Below are 19,070 nucleotides of genomic sequence, written 5' to 3'. Positions count from 1 at the left end.
ACCTCGTTGCGCCCCCGACAATTCACCGGCAGACCGGCAAATAGCAGTTGAATCGTTTTGCACGACACTACTGCGGCGGCGCCGCCGAGTGGATAACCCAATTCGTCGATTTCCGCGGGTCGACCAATACGCTCGAACGGACCAGCGGAGCGCGGAATATGCCGGTCCGCCCCTAAAAACCGCAGGACGAGGCACCTCGGACGGACACATGGCGTATCGTCCGCGCCGCACAAGAGGTTGTTCAGGTGAAATCCCGAGCCGCCCGGACAACCGGCTTAGACCGGCGGGGCGAACCACCACTTTCGAGTGACTGTACGGCCCCGATCACGGGTGCTAGCGTCGCTTCCGACGAACGGGAAAAGCACCCGCCGAACAATTGGCGAACAGCAGATTCCGACCATTCCCCTTTTCATTAATTGACGCGGTAGTAGCACCGCGCGCCCTCCCCTGCCTGACGACACATGATTGGTGGTATCGGCGTGACCTCGATCGACCCGCTCAACAGCACCGAAGCGGAGCAGCAGCAGTCGAGCCTGAGCACGGCGGCAGCCCGGAACCTGGCCACCACGACCAAGTCCGCACCGCAGATGCAGGGCATCACCTCGCGCTGGCTGCTGCGGATGCTGCCCTGGGTGCAGGCGGCGGGCGGCACCTACCGGGTCAACCGGCGGCTGAGCTACACCCTCGGCGACGGCCGGGTGACCTTCACCAACACCGGTGCCGACGTGCGGGTCATCCCGCAGGAACTCGGCGAGCTGCCGCTGCTGCGCGGTTTCGACGACGACGCGGCGCTGACCGCGCTGGCCGACCGGTTCGTGCAGCGGGAGTTCGAGCCGGGCCAGGTGATCGCCGAGGAGGGCCAGCCCGCCGAGCAGGTGTTCCTCATCGCGCACGGCAAGGTCAACCGGATCGGCCGCGGCGAGTACGGCGACCGGACGGTGCTCAGTGTCCTCGCCGACGGCGAGTACTTCGGCGCCGACGTGCTCACCGGCGCGGAAACCACCTGGGACCACACCTTCAAGGCCGTCACCCGGTGCACCGTGCTGACCCTGCGGTACCAGTCCTTCCAAGAGCTCAACGGGCACTCCGAGGCGCTGCGCGAGCACATCCGGCAGGCCCTCGACAGCCCGCGCCGCGCGCACAACGACCACGGTGAAGCCTCGATCGACATCTCCTCCGGGCACAGCGGCGAACCCGCGCTCAGCGCCACCTTCGTGGACTACGAGCTGGCCCCCCGGGAGTACGAGCTCAGCGTGGCCCAGACGGTGCTGCGGGTGCACAGCCGGGTCGCCGACCTCTACAACCAGCCGATGAACCAGGTCGAGCAGCAGTTGCGGCTCACCATCGAGGCGCTGCGGGAGCGCCAGGAGGACGAGCTGGTCAACAACCGGGACTTCGGGTTGCTGCACAACGCCGACCTGCGGCAACGGGTGCACACCCGCAGCGGCCCGCCCACGCCGGACGACATGGACGAGCTGCTCGCCCTGGTGTGGAAGGAACCGGGCTTCTTCCTGGCGCATCCCAAGGTGATCGCCGCCTTCGGCCGGGAGTGCAGCAAGCGCGGCCTCTACCCGCACGCCGTCGACCTCGCCGGTCACCAGGTGCCGTCCTGGCGCGGCGTGCCGATCCTGCCGTGCAACAAGCTGCACGTCAGCGACTCGCGCACCAGCTCGGTCCTGCTGGTCCGCCCCGGCGAGGAGAACCAGGGCGTCGTCGGCCTGCACCAGACCGGCATCCCGGACGAGTACCGGCCCGGCCTGTCGGTGCGGTTCATGGGCATCAACGACCAGGCGCTCATCTCCTACCTGGTCAGCGCGTACTACTCGGCCGCCATCCTGGTGCCGGACGCGGTCGGGGTGCTGGACCACGTCGAGATCGGGTTGGAGGGCTGATCGGGCCGCGAGCGACGAGCAGCCAGCGCGAACGAGCCCAGTGAGGAGTCCAGTCCAGTGACCTCGACAGAGATCGACGAAGCCGAGCAGCACGCATCCAGCCTGAGCACCGCGGCGGCGCGGAAGCTGTCCTCCACCACCAAGACGACACCGCAGATGCAGGGCGTGACCCCGCGCTGGTTGTCGGCGATGCTGCCGTGGGTGGAGGTGGAGGCGGGCACCTACCGCGTCAACCGGCGCCTGACCTACGCCGTGGGCGACGGCCGGGTGACCTTCGCCGGCGGCGCCGCCGACCTGCGGGTGGTCCCGCAGGAACTCCGGGAACTCCCGCTGCTGCGCGGCTACGACGACGACTCGGCGCTGTCGGCGCTCGCCGACCGGTTCGTGCGGCGGGAGTTCGAGCCGGGCCAGATGATCGTCGCCGAGGGGCAACCGGTGGAGCAGGTTTTCCTCGTCGTGCACGGCAAGGTCAGCCGGCTCGGGCACGGCGAGTACGGCGACCGCGCGGTGCTCGGCGTGCACGCCGACGGCGAGTACTTCGGCGCCCAGCTGCTGGCCGGCGAATCCGAGTGGGCGCACTCGTACCAAGCGGTCACGCACTGCACCGTGCTGGCGCTGGGGCGCACCGGCCTCGCCGAGGTCACCGACCAGTTCGCCGGGCTGCGCGCGCACGTCGAGCGGGTCCGCGACGCCCCGCCCGGGGCCCGCAACAAGCACGGCGAAGCGGCGATCGAGATCAGCTCCGGCCACTCCGGGGAACCGACGCTGCCGAGCACCTTCGTCGACTACGAGCTGGCCCCCCGGGAGTACGAGCTCAGCGTGGCCCAGGCCGTGCTGCGGGTGCACAGCCGCGTGGCCGACCTCTACAACCAGCCGATGAACCAGATCGAGCAGCAGCTGCGGCTGACCATCCAGGCGTTGCGGGAGCGCCAGGAGCAGGAGCTGCTCACCAACCGCGACTTCGGACTGCTGCACAACGCCGACCTGCGGCAGCGGATGCCGACCCGCACGGGTCCGCCGACGCCCGACGACATGGACGACCTGCTGTCCCGCCGACGCGGCTCGCGGTTCTTCCTCGCCCACCCCAAGGCGATCGCCGCCTTCGGGCGGGAATGCAGCAAGCGCGGGATCTACCCGGACACCACCGAGGTCGGCGGCAAGCGGGTCGCGGCGTGGCGCGGTGTCCCGCTGCTGCCCAGCGACAAGATCCCGATCAGCGAGCGGGGCACCAGCTCGATCCTGTGCATGCGCACCGGGGAGGACGACGAAGGCGTCGTGGCCCTGCACCAGACCGGCATCCCCGACGAGCACGAGCCGGGGCTCAACGTCCGGTTCATGGGGATCGACGAACAGGCGGTCATCTCCTACCTGGTCAGCACGTACCACTCCGCCGCCGTGCTGGTCCCGGACGCGCTCGGCGTGCTCGAACGCGTCGAGATCGCCCGCTGAGGTCGCGGTGCCCGCGGTGGGCCACCGCGGGCACCGCACCGATCCGGCACGCAACCCCATCGGCGAACGCAGTCCGAAAGAAGGAAGTCATGGCCACCACGCAGCAGGAAACGAACAGCGGTTCGGATGCCCACGAGGCCCTCTCCCGCAGCCGCGCGATGGTCGACCCGGCGCTGCGCTCCGCCGTGGACCGGTTGCCGACCAGGATGCAGACCATCGTCGGCTTCCACCTCGGGTGGTGGGACGAGCACGGCAACCCCATCCGGGCGGACCGGGGCAAGACCGTCCGCCCCGCGATGGTGCTGCTGTCCGCCGCCGCCGTCGGCGGCGATCCGGCGGCCGCGGTACCGGCCGCGGTGGCCGTCGAGCTGGTGCACAACTTCTCGCTCCTGCACGACGACGTGATGGACGGCGATGTCACCCGCAGGCACCGGCCGACCGCGTGGACCATGTTCGGCAGCGGACCGGCGATCCTGGCCGGGGACGCGCTGCTGAGCCTGGCCACCGACGTCCTGGCCGCCAGCGGGCACCCGGAGGCCACCAGCGCGGTGCGGATGCTCAACACCGCCGTGCTGAGCCTGATCAACGGGCAGAGCCAGGACCTGGCGTTCGAGGACCGGCGGGACGTCGAGGTCACCGAGTGCCAGCGGATGGCGCGGGACAAGACCGGCGCGCTGCTGGGCTGCGCGTGCGCCCTCGGCGCGCTGTTCGGCGGCGCCCGCAACGGGCAGGTCGCCCGGCTGCGCAGCTTCGGCGAGCGGCTCGGGCTGGCCTTCCAGCACGTCGACGACCTGCTGGGCATCTGGGGCGACCCGGCGCTGACCGGCAAGCCGGTCTTCTCCGACCTGCGGACCCGGAAGAAGACCCTGCCCGTGGTCTCGGCGCTGAACTCCGGGTCGCCCGCCGGGCAGCGGCTCGCGGCGCTGTACTTCAGCGATCAGCCGCTCTCCGGCAGCGATCTGGCGCGGGCGGCGGAACTGGTCAGCGTCGCGGGTGGTCGGCTCTGGAGCCAGAAGCAGGCCGACGAGCTGCTCACCCGGGCGCTGGGCGACCTGCGGGCGGCGGAACCGGTGGCGCGTCCCGCCGAGGAGCTCAGCGCGCTGGCCCACCTGCTCACCCACCGGGACCACTGACCCCGACGCCGTCCGGGCGCACGGCGCGCGCGGCGATCACCGGATGGGGTGAGCTTGCCAGCGGCTGATCATCCGCTGCCCCAGACTTCCGGCGGAGCACCCCCGCCGGAAGGAAGTTCCCGTGCGCCTGCGACCCGCCCACGCATTGCCGTTGACCGGGGCGTTCACCGCTCTGGTGCTGGCCGTCGGAGCCCACCCCGGCGGCGGCGCCCCGGAACGGCCGACGACGCCCACCCCGGTCGCCGCCGCGGTGGACCCGGGACGCCCGCCCGTCGACGCCGTCGCCCTCCGCTCGCAGGGATCCGAAGGCACCGCCGCGATCGACGTCGTCCGGCTCCCCGGGCCGGACGTCCCCGGGCCGGAGATCGCCGGGCCGGTCGACGTCACCGGCGGAAAGACCTCCGCGGTGCCGCCAGGCAACACACCGGGGCCGACCGGCACGCCGCCCGCCGGGGAGGGCGACCCGAGCACGCCGCTGGCGCGGACGGGCAGCGCGACGGGCGGCTGGCTGCCGCTGGGCATCGCGCTGCTCGGGCTCGGCGGTGCGATCGTGGCCGTGCTGCGCCCGCCCCGGGACCGGGACGTCGACCACCGCTGATCCACTCCCCGCCCGATGGCCCCCGCCGGAATCGTCGCCGAGGACGACCTTGGTCCGGCGTGGCCGAAGGGCTAAGGTTCGGTCAGACCATTTGACGGCCGAACCGGTGAGGACGAACATGCGGTCGCAGAACCACGCCGACGCCGGACCGCGCCCGGTGCGCGGCGCGGCACCGAGCTCCGCGGCGGACGGCGGTCGTCGGGATGGCTGAACCGGTTCCGGTGCGACTGGCCTACGGCGAGACCGGGCTGGACGTCGAGTTCCCCGCCGACCGCACCACGGTCGTGCGCCCCGAGTACCACCCGGGGCTCGCCGACGAGGCCGCCGCGCTGCGGGCCGCGCTGCGCGAGCCGGTGGCCGGTCCGCCGCTGCGGGACCGGGTCCGCCCGGGGCAGACCGTGGCCGTGTCGGTGTGCGACAGCACCCGGCCGCAGCCCCGCCACCTGATGATCCCGGCGCTGCTGGCCGAACTGGACGGCATCGTGGACCTCGCCGACGTCGTGCTGCTGGTGGCCACCGGCACGCACCGGGCGAACACCGAGGCCGAACTGCGCGCGATGTTCGGCGACGAGGTGGTGGACGCCGTGCGGATCGTCAACCACGACGCCCGGGACCGGGAGTCGCTGGTGTGGTGCGGCCGCCACGGCAAGGACGTGCCGGTGTGGCTGCACCGCGAGTGGGTCGAGGCCGACGTGCGGATCACCACCGGGTTCGTCGAGCCGCACTTCTTCGCCGGGTTCAGCGGTGGCCCGAAGCTCGTCGCGCCGGGGCTGGCCGCCTTGGAGACGGTGCTGACCCTGCACGACGCGGCGCGCATCGCCCACCCCTCCGCGACCTGGGGCGTCACCGAGGGCAACCCGGTGCACGACGACGTCCGCGCCATCGCCGAGGGCACCGGCGTGGACCTCGCCTTCGACGTCCTGCTCAACCGGGAGCACCGGATCGTCGAGGCGTTCGCCGGGGACCTGCTGCCGATGCACCGGGCGGCCTGCCGGGCCGCGCAGCGGCTGGCGATGCGCCCGGTCCCGGCCGCGTTCGACGTCGTGGTGACCACCAACTCCGGCTACCCGCTGGACCAGAACCTCTACCAGGCGGTGAAGGGGATGTCGGCGGCGGCCGAGGTGGTGCGCCCCGGCGGGCTCATCGTCTGCGCCGCGGAATGCCGCGACGGGTTCCCGGATCACGGCTCGTTCCGGGAGGTGCTGGCTTCGGCGGCCGCACCGGAGGAGCTGCTCGCCGACATCGAGGCGCGCGAGCGCACCGTGCCGGACCAGTGGCAGGTGCAGATCCAGGCCAAGATCCAGAGCCGGGCCCGCGTCGCCGTGCACAGCGCGCACCTGGGCCCGGCGGAGCTGCGCTCGGCGCACCTGGAGCACTGCGCGGACGTGGAGGCCACCGTGCGCGACGCGCTGGCCGCCGATCCCGCCGCCCGGGTCTGCGTGCTGCCGGAAGGACCGCAGACGATCCCCTACCTCGCGACGGAAAGGAAGTGACCGTGGCACAGCAGCAGCCGCTGGAGCGCCTCAGGTCCCGGCTCGGCCGGGAGGACGCGCTCGTCGTCGCCTTCTCCGGCGGTGTGGATTCGGCGCTGGTCGCCGCCACCGCGCACGCGGTGCTCGGGGAGCGGATGCTCGCCGTCACCGCCGTCTCACCGAGCCTGGCCGCCGCCGAGCGCGCAGAGGCCAAGCGATTCGCCCGCGAGCGCGGCATCCCGCACGTGGAGGTGTGCACCGACGAAGCCGAGCGCCCGGAGTACGCGGCCAACGACGCGAACCGCTGCTACCACTGCAAATCGGCGCTGTTCGACGCGATCGAACCGCTGGCCGGGATGCTCGGCGCCCGGGTCGCGCTGGGCACCAACCTCGACGACCTCGGCGATCACCGGCCCGGTCAGCGGGCGGCGGCCCAGCGCGGCGCGATCGCCCCGATGGTCGACGCCGAGCTGACCAAGCAGGACGTCCGGGCCGCGAGCCGGGAGCTGGGGCTGGTCACCGCGGACAAGCCCGCGGCCGCCTGCTTGGCCTCCCGCGTCGCCTACGGCGAGCAGGTCACCCCGGAGGTGCTCGGCCGGATCGAGCGCGCCGAGGAGCAGGTCAAGGCGCTGGGTTTCGCGGTCTGCCGGGTCCGCTCCCACGGCGACGGCACCGTGGCCCGATTGGAGGTGCCCGCCGAGGACTGGGACCGGGCGGCCGCGCTGCGCGAGGAGCTGGACCGGGCCGCGCGCGCGGCCGGGTTCGAGTTCTGCGCCCTGGACCTGGCGGGGTTCCGCAGCGGCCGGATGAACGCGCTGCTGCCGCTGCTGCCCGCCCGGAGCGCGTCATGACCGGCTTCGCCGACCTCGGCTACGCGCGGGTGGACACCGACCGCGAGGACCGGCAGGGCCTGCCCGAGATCGTCTACGGACCCGGCAAGCAGCCCGACGAGATCGTCGGCATCGTCTCCGAGCTGCTGCGCCGCAGCACCGGCCCGGTGCTGGTCACCCGGGTCGAGCCGGAGGTGGCCGAGCACGTCGCCGAGCGGGTCGACGGGGCCGTGCACCACCCGGCGGCGCGCCTGCTGACCTGGCGACCGGCGCCCGCGGGAACCTTCGAGGTCTGCGTGGTCACCGCGGGCACCGCCGACGGGCCGGTGGCCGCCGAGGCCGAGGCCGTCGCGGCGGCGATCGGGTTGTCGACCCGGCTGGTGCGCGATGTCGGGGTGGCCGGCATCCACCGGCTGCTCGCGGTGCGCGAGGACCTGGCGCGGGCGGACGCGGTGATCGTGGTCGCGGGCATGGAGGCGGCGCTGGCCAGCGCGGTCGGCGGCCTGGTCGGTTCTCCGGTGGTCGCGGTGCCGACCTCCACCGGCTACGGCGCCGCGCTGGACGGGGTGACCGCGCTGCTGTCCATGATGACCTCCTGCGCGGCCGGGCTCACCGTGGTCAACATCGACTCCGGGTTCTCCGCGGCGATGGCCGTGCACCGGCTCGCCCGCACCGCCGCGAGGCCGCGGTGATCCTCTGGCTCAACCCGGTGACCGGCGCTTCCGGGGACATGCTGCTCGGCGCGCTGCTCGGGCTCGGCGCACCGCTGGAGCGGGTCCGCGACGCCGTCGCCGGGACCGGCCTGACCGGCTGGCGGCTGGTGGCCGAACCGGTGCAGGTGGCGGGCGTCGCGGCGACGAAGGCGGTGGTGGAGGTCCACGACCACGCGCCGGAGCGCCGCGCCGCCGAGCTGCTGGAGCGGGTGGGGCGCGCCGCGCCGGAACCGGTCGCGGCGCTGGCCTCGGCGGCGGTGCGGGCGATCGCCGAGGCGGAGGCGGCGCTGCACGACCGGCATCCCGACGACGTGCACCTGCACGAGATCGGCGGGCTGGACACGGTGGTCGACACCGTGGGGGTGGCCGCCGCGCTGCACGCCCTGGACATCACCGCCGTGCACTCGGCCCCGCTGGCGCTGGGCAGCGGCACGGTCCGCTGCGCGCACGGCGTGCTGCCCGCCCCGGCCCCGGCGACCCTGGCCCTGCTGCGCGGCGCGGCGGTCGTCGGCACCGACCTCGACGGCGAGACGGTCACCCCCACCGGCGCGGCGCTGCTGGGCGCGGTGGGCACCAGCTACGCCCCGCCGCCCGCGATGACGGTGCTGGCCACCGCGTTCGGCGCGGGCACCAAGCGGTTCGCGCAGCGGCCCAACGTGCTGTCGGCGACGCTGGGCGAGCCGCGCGTCGCCGCCACCACCGAACCGATGGTCGTGCTGGAGTCCAATGTGGATGACGTGTCGGCCGAAGTGCTCGGGCACGTCGTCGACCGCGCGCTGCGCGCCGGGGCCGCCGACGCCTGGACCTCACCGGCGACCATGAAGAAGTCCCGGCCCGCCAGCACCGTGCACGTGCTGTGCGCGCCGGACCGGGAGGCCGAGCTGACCCGGCTGCTGCTCGCCGAGACCGGCAGTCTGGGCCTGCGCCGACACCAGGTCGACCGGCGCGCCGTGCCGCGCAGCACCACCACGGTCGAGGTCGAGGGCCACCCGGTGCGGATCAAGCAGGGTCCGTGGCACGCCAAGCCCGAACACGACGACGTCGCCGCCGCGGCCGAGGCCCTCGACCGGCCGCTGCGCACCGTCGCCGCCCAGGCCCTCGCCGCCCACCAGGAGCACCGGCTCACCCGCACGAGCCACGGGTGCGGGGCACCTTCCTCCGGCACAGTCGGATGAAGGTGCCCCGCACCTGGTTTTGACCACCCGGTCGGGTCAGAGGAACTTGTCCAGCGTGATCGGCAGATCGCGCACCCGGACTCCGGTGGCGTGCCAGGCGGCGTTGACCACGGCCGCCGCCGTGCCCACGATCCCGATCTCGCCGATCCCCTTGGCCCCCAACGCGTTGACGTACGGGTCGTCCTCGTCGATCCAGTCCGCGTCCACCGATCCCACGTCGGCGTTGGCGGCGATGTGGTACTCGGCGAGGTCGTGGTTGACCACGTGCCCCTGGACCGGGTCGAGGTAGCTGTGCTCGTGCAGCGCCATCGACAGGCCCATCGTCATGCCGCCGATGAGCTGCGAGCGCCCGGTCTTGGCGTTCATCATGCGCCCGACGGCGAACATGCCGAACAGCCGCGGCACCCGGATCTCGCCGGTCATGGCGTGCACCCGGACCTCGGCGAACTGGGCGCCGAAGGCGTGCATGGCGTACTGGTCGCGGTGCGGGTTGTCCGGCACCCGCCCGACGACCTCGATCCCCTCGTCGGGAACCGGGCCCCCGGCGGGGAGTTCGTCGCGCAGCCGGCGCGCGGCGTCGACGATCGCCGAACCCCAGGACATCGTCCCGGTAGACCCGCCCGCGCCGCTGGCATAGGGCAGATCGGTGTCGCCGATGCTGAGCACCACGTCGTCCAGCCCCACCCCGAGCGCGTCGGCGGCGATCTGGCTCAGCGCGGTCCACGCCCCGGTGCCGATGTCGGCGGCGCCGACGCGCACCCGGTACCGGCCGTCGGGCCCCACCCGGATGGCCGCCTGGGAACCGCCGTGCGGCAGCACCGGGTAGCTGGAGGCGGCGACCCCGGTGCCGACGAGCCACTCCCCGTCGCGCCGCGCCCCCGGCGTGGGATCGCGGTCGTCCCAGCCGAAGCGGCGGGCGCCTTCGCGCAGACAGGCCTCCAGGTTCCGGCTGGAGAACGGCAGCCCGGTCTCCGGGTCGGTCCGCGGGTCGTTGCGGACGCGGAACTCGATCGGGTCCATCCCGCACGCCAGCGCCATCTCGTCCATCGCGACTTCCAGCGCGTGGGTGCCGGGGCACTCGCCGGGCGCCCGCATCCACGAGGGCACCGGGACGTCGAGCGCGGCGATCCGGTGCGTCGACCGCCGGTTCGGCGCGGCGTAGAACATCCGGCTGGGCACCGCGGTCTGCTCGGCGAACTCCTTGATCCGGGAAGTCTGCTCCACCACGTCGTGCCCGATCGCGGTGAGCGAACCGGCGGGGTCGGCGCCGAGCTGGATCCGCTGGATGGTGCCGGTGCGGTAGCCGGCGAGGCTGAACATCTGCTGGCGGGTGAGGGCCAGCTTCACCGGCCGCGGCGTCACCAGCCGGGCCGCCATCGCGGCCAGCACCGTCGGCGCGTGCGGCTGGCCCTTGGAGCCGAAACCGCCGCCCACGTGCGGGCACACCACGTGCACGTGCTCGGAGTCCATCCCGAACACCGCGCAGATCGCGTCCCGCACCCAGTGCACGCCCTGCGTGGAGTCGTACAGGGTGAGGTCGTCGCCTTCCCAGCACGCGATGGTGGTGTGCGGTTCCAGCGGGTTGTTGTGCTCCAGCGGCGTGGTGTAGACGGCCTCGTGGGTGACCGCCGCGTCGGTCATCGCCCGGTCGAGGTCGCCCTGTGCGGTGTCGGTGGTGAACCCGCCGTTGACCGCGTCGGGCTTGTAGAGGTCCGTGCGGTCGGCCGAGAGCCGCGTGTCGTGCTCCCGCCGCTGGTACTCGACGTGGACGAGCCCGGCGGCGTAGCGGGCCACCTCGGGCGTCTCGGCGAGCACGCCGCCGATGAACTGGCCCCGGAAGGCGACCTCGCCGGACTGCAGGATCGCCAGCTCCCGGTCCTCCGCCGAGGCCACGCCGGGCGCGTTGTGGTGGGTGAGCACGCCCACCACGCCGGGTTCGGCCAGCGCCGCGCTGGAATCGATGGCCACCACCCGCCCGGCCGCGACGTCGGCCTGCAGCGGGTGCAGGTACACCGGCCGGTCGACCGGGTGCTCGAAGGAGTAGCGGGCGAGCCCGCGGACCTTGTCGGCGCCTTCGACCCGGTTGACCGGCGCGCCGAGAGGTGTCTTGGTGGTGGCCGTCATCGCTGATCACCCGCCAGTTCGAGGAGTGCGCCGAGGATCATGTTGCGGGCCAGCGGCACCTTGAACTCGTTCTCGGGCAGGGTGCGCGCCTCCGCGAGTTCGGCGTCCGCGGCGGCCCGGAAGTTCTCGGCGTCCGCGGCTGCCCCGCGCAACCGGTCCTCGGCGAGGCTGGCCCGCCACGGCTTGTGCGCGACGCCGCCCAGCGCCAGCCGGACGTCGCGCACCACACCGTCCTGGACGTCGAGCGCCGCCGCCACCGACACGAGCGCGAACGCGAACGAGGCGCGGTCCCGGGCCTTGCGGTACCGGGAGCGCACCGCCCAGTCGGAGGGCGGTAGGTCCACCGCGGTGATCAGCTCGCCGTGCTCCAGCACCGTGTCGTCCTGCGGCACGTCGCCGGGCAGCCGGTGCAGCTCGGCCAGCGGGATCCGCCGCTGGCCGGCGGGCCCGCGCACGTGCACCACGGCGTCCAGCGCGGCCAGCGCCACCGCCATGTCCGACGGGTGGGTGGCGATGCACGAACGGGACGCGCCGAAGATGGCGTGCTCCCGGTGGAACCCCTCCAGCGCGGCGCAACCGCTGCCGGGCTCGCGCTTGTTGCACGGCGTGGTGACGTCCTGGAAGTAGACGCAGCGGGTGCGCTGCAGCAGGTTCCCGCCGGTGGTCGCGAGGTTGCGGAGCTGACCGGACGCCCCGGCCAGCAGGGCCTGGGACAGCACCGGGTAGCGCTCGCGGACCAGCGGGTGCCCGGCGAGCGCGCTGTTGGTCACCGCGGCGCCGATCCGCAGGCCGCCGTCGGGCAGCTCCTCGACGCGGTCGGAGGTCAGCTTGCGGACGTCGACCAGCAGGTCCGGCTCGGTGACCTCCAGCTTCATCAGGTCGACCAGGTTGGTGCCCCCGGCCAGGTAGGCCCCGGCCGGGTGCTCGGCCACCGTGGCCACCGCCCCCTCGACGTCCGCCGCGGATTCGAATCGGAAGGGCCTCATCGACGCGCCACCTCCTCGATGGCCGGGACGATGTTGGCGTAGGCGCCGCAGCGGCACAGGTTGCCGCTCATCCGCTCCCGCACCTCGTCGCCGAGGTCGGCGCCGTCGTCGGTCACCTTGCTGGGCCAGCCGTCGGCGAGCTCGTCGAGCATCCCGACCGCCGAGACGACCTGCCCGGGCGTGCAGTAGCCGCACTGGAACGCGTCGTGCTCGACGAACGACTCCTGGACCGGGTGCAGTTCCCCGGCCTCCTCGGCCAGCCCGGCGGCGGTGGTGACGGTCGCCCCGTCGAACGCCACGGCGAGCATCAGGCAGCTGTTGACCCGGCGGCCGTCGCACAGCACCGTGCACGCGCCGCACTGCCCGTGGTCGCAGCCCTTCTTGGGGCTGGTGATGCCCAGCCGGTCGCGCAGGGCGTCCAGCACGGTGGTCCGGGTGTCGATCGTGACCCGGTGCGTGGTCCCGTCCACCACGAGGGAGATATCGGCGTCCACATTCGCCTCCATTCACAGGCGTTCGCCTTCCGGGCTTACCCCGCCGCACCCCGCCTCACGCCCCGGCGGCCGACTATTGTCGGGCAGCGCAGACCACGACGAAGGAGCTCCGGTGAGCAACCACGGCTACGGTCCCCGCGAACTCGATCTGGACGCACCGAGCGCCGCCCGCGCCTACGACTACTACCTCGGCGGGGCGCACAACTTCGAACCCGACCGCCGCTTCGCCGACGAGGTGCGCGCGATGGTCCCGTGGGTGGCCAACGTGGCGAAGCTGAACCGGTCGTTCCTGCAGCGGGTGGTGCGGTTCTACCTGGACCGGGGCATCACCCAGTTCATCGATCTCGGGTCGGGCATCCCGACCGTGGGCAACGTGCACGAGGTCGCCCAGGCGCGGGACCCGGAGGCCGCGGTGGTCTACGTCGACTTCGAACCGGTGGCCTGGCACTCGGCCCAGACGATGCTCGCGGACAACCCGCGCGCGACGATCATCCAGGCCGACGTCCGCGATCCGGCGGGGATCCTGGGCCACCCGGACACCCGGCGGCTCATCGACTTCAGCCGCCCGGTCGGCCTGCTGGTGGTCGGCGTGCTGCTGTTCGTCGGCCCGGAGGACCGGCCGGCCGAGCTGGTGGCGGCCTACCGGCGGGAACTGCCGCCGGGCAGCTACCTGGCCCTGTCGCACCTGACCGACGAGGACGCCGACCCGGCGCTGCGCGCCGACGTGGAACGCCTGATCGCGCTGTACCGGTCGGCCAACGAGCACGTCCACTCCCGCACCCGGGAGGAGTTCGCCTCCTGGTTCGAGGGCACCGAACTGGTCTCGCCCGGGGTGACGTTCCTGCCCGACTGGCGGCCCGACTCGGCGGAGGAGCGCGACGACGTCGCCCGACCGCTCGGGTACGGCGGCGTCGGCCGCGTCTAGCACCCGAACGGGCTACCGCCGGGCGACGCTGCGCCGCCCGAACGGACCAGCGGCACCCGTCCGGTCGAGCGACACGCCCAACCTGATCGTGTGCAAACGCCTCCGGTGCGTTGGCCGCCGGCGAACGGCCTGGTTTCGTGCAGGACGTCGGCGATCACCCGAGCGGAAGGACCGGTGCGCACCATGCAGAGCTTTCAACCGCCGGAGTACTACATGCCCTACCCGGCGCGGTTGAACCCGAACCTGGAGCGGGCGCGGGAGCACACGAAGGCGTGGGCGTACCGGATGGACATGATCGACGTGCCGCAGGAGGGCGTGCCGATCTGGGACGAGCACGACCTGGACTCCCACGACTACGCCCTGCTGTGCGCCTACACCCACCCCGACGTCGACGGGCCGGAACTCGACCTGATCACCGACTGGTACGTGTGGGTGTTCTACTTCGACGACCACTTCGTCGAGCTCTACAAGCGGCGCCCCGACCTCACCGCCGCCCGAGCCCACCTGGACCGGCTGCGGGCGTTCATGCCCGTCGAGGGCGACATCACCGAGACCCCCACCAATCCCGTGGAGCGCGGGCTGGCCGACCTGTGGGCGCGCACGGTGCCGGGGACCGGGCTGGACTGGCGGCAGCGGTTCGCCGAGAACACCAAGCACCTGCTCGACGAATCCCTGTGGGAGCTGCTCAACATCAGCGAGGACCGGGTGTCCAACCCGATCGAGTACGTCGAGATGCGCCGGAAGGTCGGCGGCGCGCCCTGGTCGGCGAACCTGGTGGAACACGCGGTGGGCACCGAACTGCCCGCCGCCATCGCCGAATCGCGGCCGATCGGGGTGCTGCGGGACACCTTCGCCGACGGGGTGCACCTGCGCAACGACCTGTTCTCCTACGACCGCGAGGTGCTCGACGAGGGCGAGCTGAGCAACGGCGTGCTGGTCTTCGAGCGGTTCCTGGGCTGCTCCACGCAGGAGGCCGCCGACACCGTCAACGACCTGCTCACCTCCCGGCTGCACCAGTTCGAGCACACCGCGCTGACCGAGGTCCCGGCGCTGCTCGACGAGCACGGCATCGACCCGGCGGGGCGGCTGGCCGTGATCGGCTACGTCAAGGGCCTGCAGGACTGGCAGGCGGGCGGGCACGAGTGGCACATGCGCTCCAGCCGGTACGTGCACGAGGGCGGCAGCACCGAGACCCCGTTCCTGGACGGGCCGCAGGGCCTGGGCACCTCCGCGGCGCGCATCGCGTCCTCGCTGCTGGCCACCGCACCGCAGCGGTTGCGCGCGTTCAGCCACCGGCCGTTCGAGCCGGTCGGCCCCCGCACGGTGCCCGAGGTGCACGTGCCCTTCCAGGTCAGCCTCAGCCCGCACCTGGACAGCGCCCGGGAGCACCACGTCGAGTGGGCGCACCGGATGGGCATCCTCGACGACGTCCCCCGGGTGTGGGACGAGGAGCAGCTCCGCGGGATGGACCTGCCGCTGTGCTCGGCCGGGCTGGACCCCGACGCCACCGAGGAGCAGCTGCACCTCTCCGCGGACTGGCTGGCGTTCGGCACCTACGGGGACGACTACTACCCGATCGTCTTCGGCCGCTCCGCCGACCTGGTCGGCGCCAAGGTCTGCACCGAACGGCTCAAGGAGCTGATGCCGGTCGACGGACCGGCCGCGGTGGTGCCGGTGTCCCCGCTGGAGCGGAGCCTGGCCGACCTCTGGGAGCGCACCGCCGGGCCGATGCCGGTGGAGTACCGCCGCGAGTTCCGCCGCTCCGTCGAGGCGATGGTCGACGCGTGGTTGTGGGAGCTGCACAACCAGCTGCTCAACCACGTCCCGGACCCCATCGATTACGTGGAGATGCGGCGCGGCACCTTCGGCTCCGAGATGACGATGAGCCTGTGCCGCCTCAACCACGGCAGCGCGGTGCCGCCGGAGATCTACCGGACCCGCACCATCCGGAACATGGAGAACTCCGCGATGGACTGCGCCTGGATGATCAACGACCTGTTCTCCTACCGCAAGGAGATCGAGTTCGAGGGCGAGGTGCACAACCTCGTGCTGGTGGCGCAGAACTTCCTGGACTGCGACCTGGCCACCGGCTACCGGCTCGTCCACGACCTGCTGGACGCGCGGATGCAGCAGTTCCAGCACGTCGTCGACATCGAGCTGCCCGCCCTGTGCGAGGAGGAGGACCTCGGCGCCGAGACCCGCGCGGCGCTCGCGCAGTACGCCACCGAGCTGCAGGACTGGCTGGCCGGAATCCTGCTCTGGCACCAGCGCACCGATCGCTACCGGGACGAGAACCTGCGGTACAACCTCCCGCACGCCCCGGCGGCGGCCGAGGAGCCCGCGTTCGTGCAGCGCCCGACCGGCCTGGGCACCTCCGCGGCCCGGCTGAGCCTGGGCTGAAGACCCCGGGGGCGGTGCCGACCGCCCCCGGGCTCCGGCTAGCGCTCGTCGCCGGCCTGCTGCTCGGCGTCCTGGTCCACGCTCTCGTCCAGCTCGTGCTCCCGCCGCTCGGCGATGGGCCGGTCCTCGACCGGTTCGTTCGGGGTGTCCGGCCGCTCCTGGGCCAGGTACTCGTCGACCGAACCGCGTTCGCGCTGCTCGCGTTCGGTCGGCGGGTCCGCCGCGACCGGGGACCAGCCCTCGGCGGGCTCGATGCCCCCTTCCAACGGGTCGGTGCCCAGCTCTTCCTCGTCCGTGCCCTCGGACTGGTCCAGGGTGGTGCCCGGTTCTTCGGGGGCGTCCGGGTTCGGCTCGGTCATCGTCACTCCTCCCTCGGGTCGGGTCAGCGGGCTCCGTAGTCGCTGCCACCGAAATCGCTGCCCTGGGCTTCGTCGATCCCGGCCCACGGATCGGCCTTGCGCGCCAGCCGCCTGGCCAGGTTCGCCAGCCCGTAGGACCGCGGCTCGACCCGGGACAGCTCCCCCGGGTCGATCGGGGTCGCCGCCGGTGCTCCCGGGCGGGCCCGCAGCGAGTACGGCGCGATCATGGTCTGCCCGTAGGCGTTGCGGTTGATGTCCAGGAAGATCCGGTCACCCCGCTTGTCCTTGCGCTGCTCGGTGGTCAGCCGGTCCGGTTCGGCCTCGGCGGCGGACTCGGCGAGCTCGCGCACCGCGGCCCGCACCTGCTCGAAGTCCCGCCGTGCGCGCAGCGGGGCGACCACGTGGAACCCCTTGCCGCCGGTGGTCTGCACGTGCGGATCGAGCCCGGCGTCGCGGAACCGCCGCGCGATGGTCCGCACCGCGCGGCGCACCTCCGGGATCCCCGTCCCCTCCGGCGGGTCCAGGTCCACCACCACCAGCCGCGGCCGCTCCAGGTCGTCCACCCGGGAAAGTCCGATGTGGAATTCCAGGCAAGCCTGGTTGGCCAGGTACAGCAGCACGGCGGGATCGTCGACGACGACGTGGTGCACGCTGTCCTGTTTGCCCCGCTGCGGCACCTCCGTCACCGGCACCCAGTCCGGGAAGTGCCGCGAGACCTCCTTCTGGAAGAAACCCCCGGCGTCGATGCCGTCCGGGTAGCGGCGCAGCGTGAGCGGCTTGCCCCGCAGGTGCGGCACCATCACCTCGGCCACCGCGCGGTAGTGCTCCACCACGTCGGCCTTGGTGATGCCCTCCGCCGGGTACATCGCCTTGTCGCCCCGGGAGACCTCGATCCGCCGCCCCGCGACCTCCAGCACGCCCGTCACCGCACACCTCCCGGTCGGCCCGGCCGCACCGGGCGCACGACGTCCTTCGGCCCCGACTTACCCGATCGCCCCGCTCGGCAATCCCCCGCCCGGCGGCCCGCTCGCTCGCCTGTTCGCCCCCGGTACCGGCGTCGCGGGACCGCCGGACGGGTGGTCGCGCACCCTCGTCAGCGCTGTGACCAGCGGCGGACCCGAACAGGCGATGCGTGCGCCGACGTCGGTGCCGGGGTGGGTGATGGTGCCGGTCCCGGGGCCGGGGAATCCTCGCTGGTACCGGCCCGGCGCGGCCGCTGGGACGAACGGGTGACCAGCGGAACCAACGGGCCCCGAAAAAGGTCGATCATCGTGGAGGAGCACTCGGAGCCGAACCAGGAGCGACATGGAACAGCACGTGTACGCCGAACTCGTCGGAGGCCCGGAGGACGGCCGGAGCTTCATCATCCCCACCGCCGACGCCGCGCTGCCCCTCGGGCAGTTCACCTTCCCCGCGCCGTGCGACGGCGAGGACGACGACAGCCGCTACGACCGCAGCGACCAGCGGGCGGACGGCGTCTGGCGCTACCAGTACGCCGGGCTGGCGCGCAGCCTGGGCTGATCCCGCGCGCCGGCCGCCTGCGCGTCGAGGCGCTCCCCGCGGGGCCCGGCTGCGCACCGGACCGGCCTCGGCGCCCGGCGGCGGACCGCAGGGGTGCGGATGGGCACCGTTGACCAACCGCACCGCGGCCATCATCGCCGATGCCGCCCGCGCCGCGCCAGGCTCCCGTCACCCGCGATCCGCCGCGGTGGCGTGGTCGTAGTAGGCGAGCACGCCCTCCGCGGCGTGCAGGGCGAATCCGGCGTCCGCGTCGGCGGGTCCGGCCGCCAGCGCGAGGACCCGGCGCAGCGACCCGTCGACCAGTTCGTCCAGCGCGAGCCAGCGCGCCGCCGGGTCGTCCCCTTCCGCCGCCTCGGGCGCGAAGTCCCGGGTGCAGCGGGCGAGCCCGGCGCGCAGCGCCGCCACCGCGTCGTCGAACCCGGCGCTGTCGGCCGGACGCGCACGCGGGGCGCGCTCGGCGACCAGACCGGCGACGTGGTGGATGTCGTCCACGTGGTCGGCCAACCACTTGCGCTTGCGGTGCACCTGCCCGAGCTGCGGCCAGCGCTTGCGCGCGGCCTGGCGGGAGCGTCCGGTCACCGCGCTGAGGTCGGCCAAGCTCGCGCCCAGCCAGATCGCCCGTCGCGCCGCGTCGGCGGTGACCTCCGCCGCCGCGACACCGATCAGCTCCTCCGCCTCCAGGGCGGCGCCGAACCCGCGCAGGGCCTCCGACCGGCGCCGCCGCTCGTCTCCGATGTCGTTCTGCTTGCCGCCGGGATCGACGGGCTCGACCTCGACCCCGGCGACCACCTCGTCGACCGCCTGCCGCGCGCTGCGCACGCCCACCACCTCCTGTGAACCTTGGGTTCACGTTAGCGCGTAAACCCCCGGTTCACAACCGGATGAGTCCCCCGGCGACCGGGAGGCGCATAGCCGCGGCCTCACGGACCGTTCGGCCCGAGGCACTTGCCCCCGCCGCACCGACTGGAGTTCGATCGGAGGTGCCGTCGACCTCGACCG

Annotated in this window: 17 protein-coding genes; 11 read left to right on the top strand and 6 right to left on the bottom strand. The window is 73.1% G+C overall.

Annotated elements, in window-relative coordinates; genetic code table 11:
- Positions 1–461 precede the first annotated feature (461 nt).
- From ACQP0T_RS12925 to larC, 8 genes are all read left to right on the top strand, one after another.
- The gene (locus tag ACQP0T_RS12925; RefSeq protein WP_433873266.1) at positions 462–1,892 is read left to right on the top strand and encodes a family 2B encapsulin nanocompartment shell protein; all 1,431 of its coding nucleotides are present in this window, start codon (positions 462–464) and stop codon (positions 1,890–1,892) included.
- Between the two features lie 57 nt (positions 1,893–1,949).
- The gene (locus ACQP0T_RS12920; RefSeq protein WP_433873264.1) at positions 1,950–3,341 is read left to right on the top strand and encodes a family 2B encapsulin nanocompartment shell protein; all 1,392 of its coding nucleotides are present in this window, start codon (positions 1,950–1,952) and stop codon (positions 3,339–3,341) included.
- Positions 3,342–3,430: 89 nt separating this feature from the next.
- On the top strand, positions 3,431–4,474 hold the full coding sequence (locus ACQP0T_RS12915; protein ID WP_433873262.1) for a family 2 encapsulin nanocompartment cargo protein polyprenyl transferase: 1,044 nt from the start codon (positions 3,431–3,433) through the stop codon (positions 4,472–4,474).
- Between the two features lie 121 nt (positions 4,475–4,595).
- On the top strand, positions 4,596–5,072 hold the full coding sequence (locus tag ACQP0T_RS12910) for a hypothetical protein (protein ID WP_433873260.1): 477 nt from the start codon (positions 4,596–4,598) through the stop codon (positions 5,070–5,072).
- Positions 5,073–5,275: 203 nt separating this feature from the next.
- Complete coding sequence (gene larA, locus ACQP0T_RS12905; protein ID WP_433873258.1) at positions 5,276–6,565, top strand: nickel-dependent lactate racemase; 1,290 nt, start codon at positions 5,276–5,278, stop codon at positions 6,563–6,565.
- Positions 6,566–6,567: 2 nt separating this feature from the next.
- Complete coding sequence (larE, locus tag ACQP0T_RS12900; RefSeq protein WP_433873256.1) at positions 6,568–7,395, top strand: ATP-dependent sacrificial sulfur transferase LarE; 828 nt, start codon at positions 6,568–6,570, stop codon at positions 7,393–7,395.
- Positions 7,392–8,066 (top strand): nickel pincer cofactor biosynthesis protein LarB, encoded by a 675-nt coding sequence (larB, locus tag ACQP0T_RS12895; RefSeq protein ID WP_433873254.1) that lies wholly within the window; start codon positions 7,392–7,394, stop codon positions 8,064–8,066. The genes larE and larB overlap by 4 nt, the downstream gene beginning before the upstream one ends.
- Positions 8,063–9,262 (top strand): nickel pincer cofactor biosynthesis protein LarC, encoded by a 1,200-nt coding sequence (gene larC, locus ACQP0T_RS12890; protein WP_433873252.1) that lies wholly within the window; start codon positions 8,063–8,065, stop codon positions 9,260–9,262. Before larB ends, larC begins: the two co-directional genes overlap by 4 nt.
- A 36-nt stretch (positions 9,263–9,298) precedes the next feature.
- On the opposite strand, the gene ACQP0T_RS12885 is transcribed toward larC, so the two are convergent.
- The 3 genes from ACQP0T_RS12885 to ACQP0T_RS12875 are packed head-to-tail and all read right to left on the bottom strand — an operon-like array spanning position 9,299 to position 12,866.
- Positions 9,299–11,386, bottom strand: a complete 2,088-nt coding sequence (locus ACQP0T_RS12885) for a xanthine dehydrogenase family protein molybdopterin-binding subunit (RefSeq protein WP_433873250.1) — start codon at positions 11,384–11,386, stop codon at positions 9,299–9,301.
- Positions 11,383–12,372 (bottom strand): FAD binding domain-containing protein, encoded by a 990-nt coding sequence (locus ACQP0T_RS12880; RefSeq protein WP_433873248.1) that lies wholly within the window; start codon positions 12,370–12,372, stop codon positions 11,383–11,385. The genes ACQP0T_RS12885 and ACQP0T_RS12880 overlap by 4 nt, the downstream gene beginning before the upstream one ends.
- Entirely contained in the window at positions 12,369–12,866 is a 498-nt protein-coding gene (locus tag ACQP0T_RS12875) for a (2Fe-2S)-binding protein (protein ID WP_345366752.1), read from the bottom strand. Before ACQP0T_RS12875 ends, ACQP0T_RS12880 begins: the two co-directional genes overlap by 4 nt.
- A 112-nt stretch (positions 12,867–12,978) precedes the next feature.
- Here ACQP0T_RS12875 and ACQP0T_RS12870 point away from each other — a divergent pair, with 112 nt between their 5' ends.
- Both ACQP0T_RS12870 and ACQP0T_RS12865 read left to right on the top strand, forming a co-directional pair.
- Positions 12,979–13,791, top strand: coding sequence for an SAM-dependent methyltransferase (locus ACQP0T_RS12870; protein WP_433873247.1), 813 nt, complete (start codon positions 12,979–12,981; stop codon positions 13,789–13,791).
- A gap of 183 nt (positions 13,792–13,974) precedes the next feature.
- Positions 13,975–16,191, top strand: coding sequence for a terpene synthase family protein (locus ACQP0T_RS12865; protein WP_433873246.1), 2,217 nt, complete (start codon positions 13,975–13,977; stop codon positions 16,189–16,191).
- A 38-nt stretch (positions 16,192–16,229) separates the two neighbouring features.
- Here the strand turns inward: ACQP0T_RS12865 and ACQP0T_RS12860 are convergent, their stop codons facing one another.
- Together ACQP0T_RS12860 and ligD are read right to left on the bottom strand one after the other, a co-directional pair.
- Complete coding sequence (locus ACQP0T_RS12860) at positions 16,230–16,550, bottom strand: hypothetical protein (RefSeq protein WP_433873245.1); 321 nt, start codon at positions 16,548–16,550, stop codon at positions 16,230–16,232.
- Positions 16,551–16,573: 23 nt separating this feature from the next.
- A complete protein-coding gene (ligD, locus tag ACQP0T_RS12855) occupies positions 16,574–17,476 on the bottom strand; it encodes a non-homologous end-joining DNA ligase (RefSeq protein WP_433873243.1) in 903 nt (300 codons plus the stop codon).
- Between the two features lie 379 nt (positions 17,477–17,855).
- Here ligD and ACQP0T_RS12850 point away from each other — a divergent pair, with 379 nt between their 5' ends.
- Complete coding sequence (locus ACQP0T_RS12850) at positions 17,856–18,071, top strand: hypothetical protein (RefSeq protein ID WP_345366761.1); 216 nt, start codon at positions 17,856–17,858, stop codon at positions 18,069–18,071.
- Positions 18,072–18,239: 168 nt separating this feature from the next.
- On the opposite strand, the gene ACQP0T_RS12845 is transcribed toward ACQP0T_RS12850, so the two are convergent.
- The gene (locus ACQP0T_RS12845) at positions 18,240–18,890 is read right to left on the bottom strand and encodes a hypothetical protein (RefSeq protein WP_433873241.1); all 651 of its coding nucleotides are present in this window, start codon (positions 18,888–18,890) and stop codon (positions 18,240–18,242) included.
- Positions 18,891–19,070 lie beyond the last annotated feature (180 nt).

It is taken from the genome of Saccharopolyspora sp. CA-218241, from assembly GCF_050954615.1.
Taxonomy (GTDB): domain Bacteria; phylum Actinomycetota; class Actinomycetes; order Mycobacteriales; family Pseudonocardiaceae; genus Saccharopolyspora; species Saccharopolyspora cebuensis.
The sequence above is the reverse complement of the archived record's forward strand: the minus strand, read 5'-3'. Positions and strand labels throughout refer to the sequence as shown.

Excerpts from the sequence above, each read along its gene's own strand:
- ACQP0T_RS12860 (WP_433873245.1), bottom strand. The coding sequence starts at position 16,550 with ATGACCGAGCCGAACCCGGACGCCCCCGAAGAACCGGGCACCACCCTG.
- ACQP0T_RS12885 (WP_433873250.1), bottom strand. The coding sequence starts at position 11,386 with ATGACGGCCACCACCAAGACACCTCTCGGCGCGCCGGTCAACCGGGTC.
- larA (WP_433873258.1), top strand. The coding sequence starts at position 5,276 with ATGGCTGAACCGGTTCCGGTGCGACTGGCCTACGGCGAGACCGGGCTG.
- larB (WP_433873254.1), top strand. The coding sequence starts at position 7,392 with ATGACCGGCTTCGCCGACCTCGGCTACGCGCGGGTGGACACCGACCGC.
- ACQP0T_RS12880 (WP_433873248.1), bottom strand. The coding sequence starts at position 12,372 with ATGAGGCCCTTCCGATTCGAATCCGCGGCGGACGTCGAGGGGGCGGTG.
- ACQP0T_RS12915 (WP_433873262.1), top strand. The coding sequence starts at position 3,431 with ATGGCCACCACGCAGCAGGAAACGAACAGCGGTTCGGATGCCCACGAG.
- ACQP0T_RS12925 (WP_433873266.1), top strand. The coding sequence starts at position 462 with ATGATTGGTGGTATCGGCGTGACCTCGATCGACCCGCTCAACAGCACC.
- ACQP0T_RS12850 (WP_345366761.1), top strand. The coding sequence starts at position 17,856 with ATGGAACAGCACGTGTACGCCGAACTCGTCGGAGGCCCGGAGGACGGC.
- ACQP0T_RS12865 (WP_433873246.1), top strand. The coding sequence starts at position 13,975 with ATGCAGAGCTTTCAACCGCCGGAGTACTACATGCCCTACCCGGCGCGG.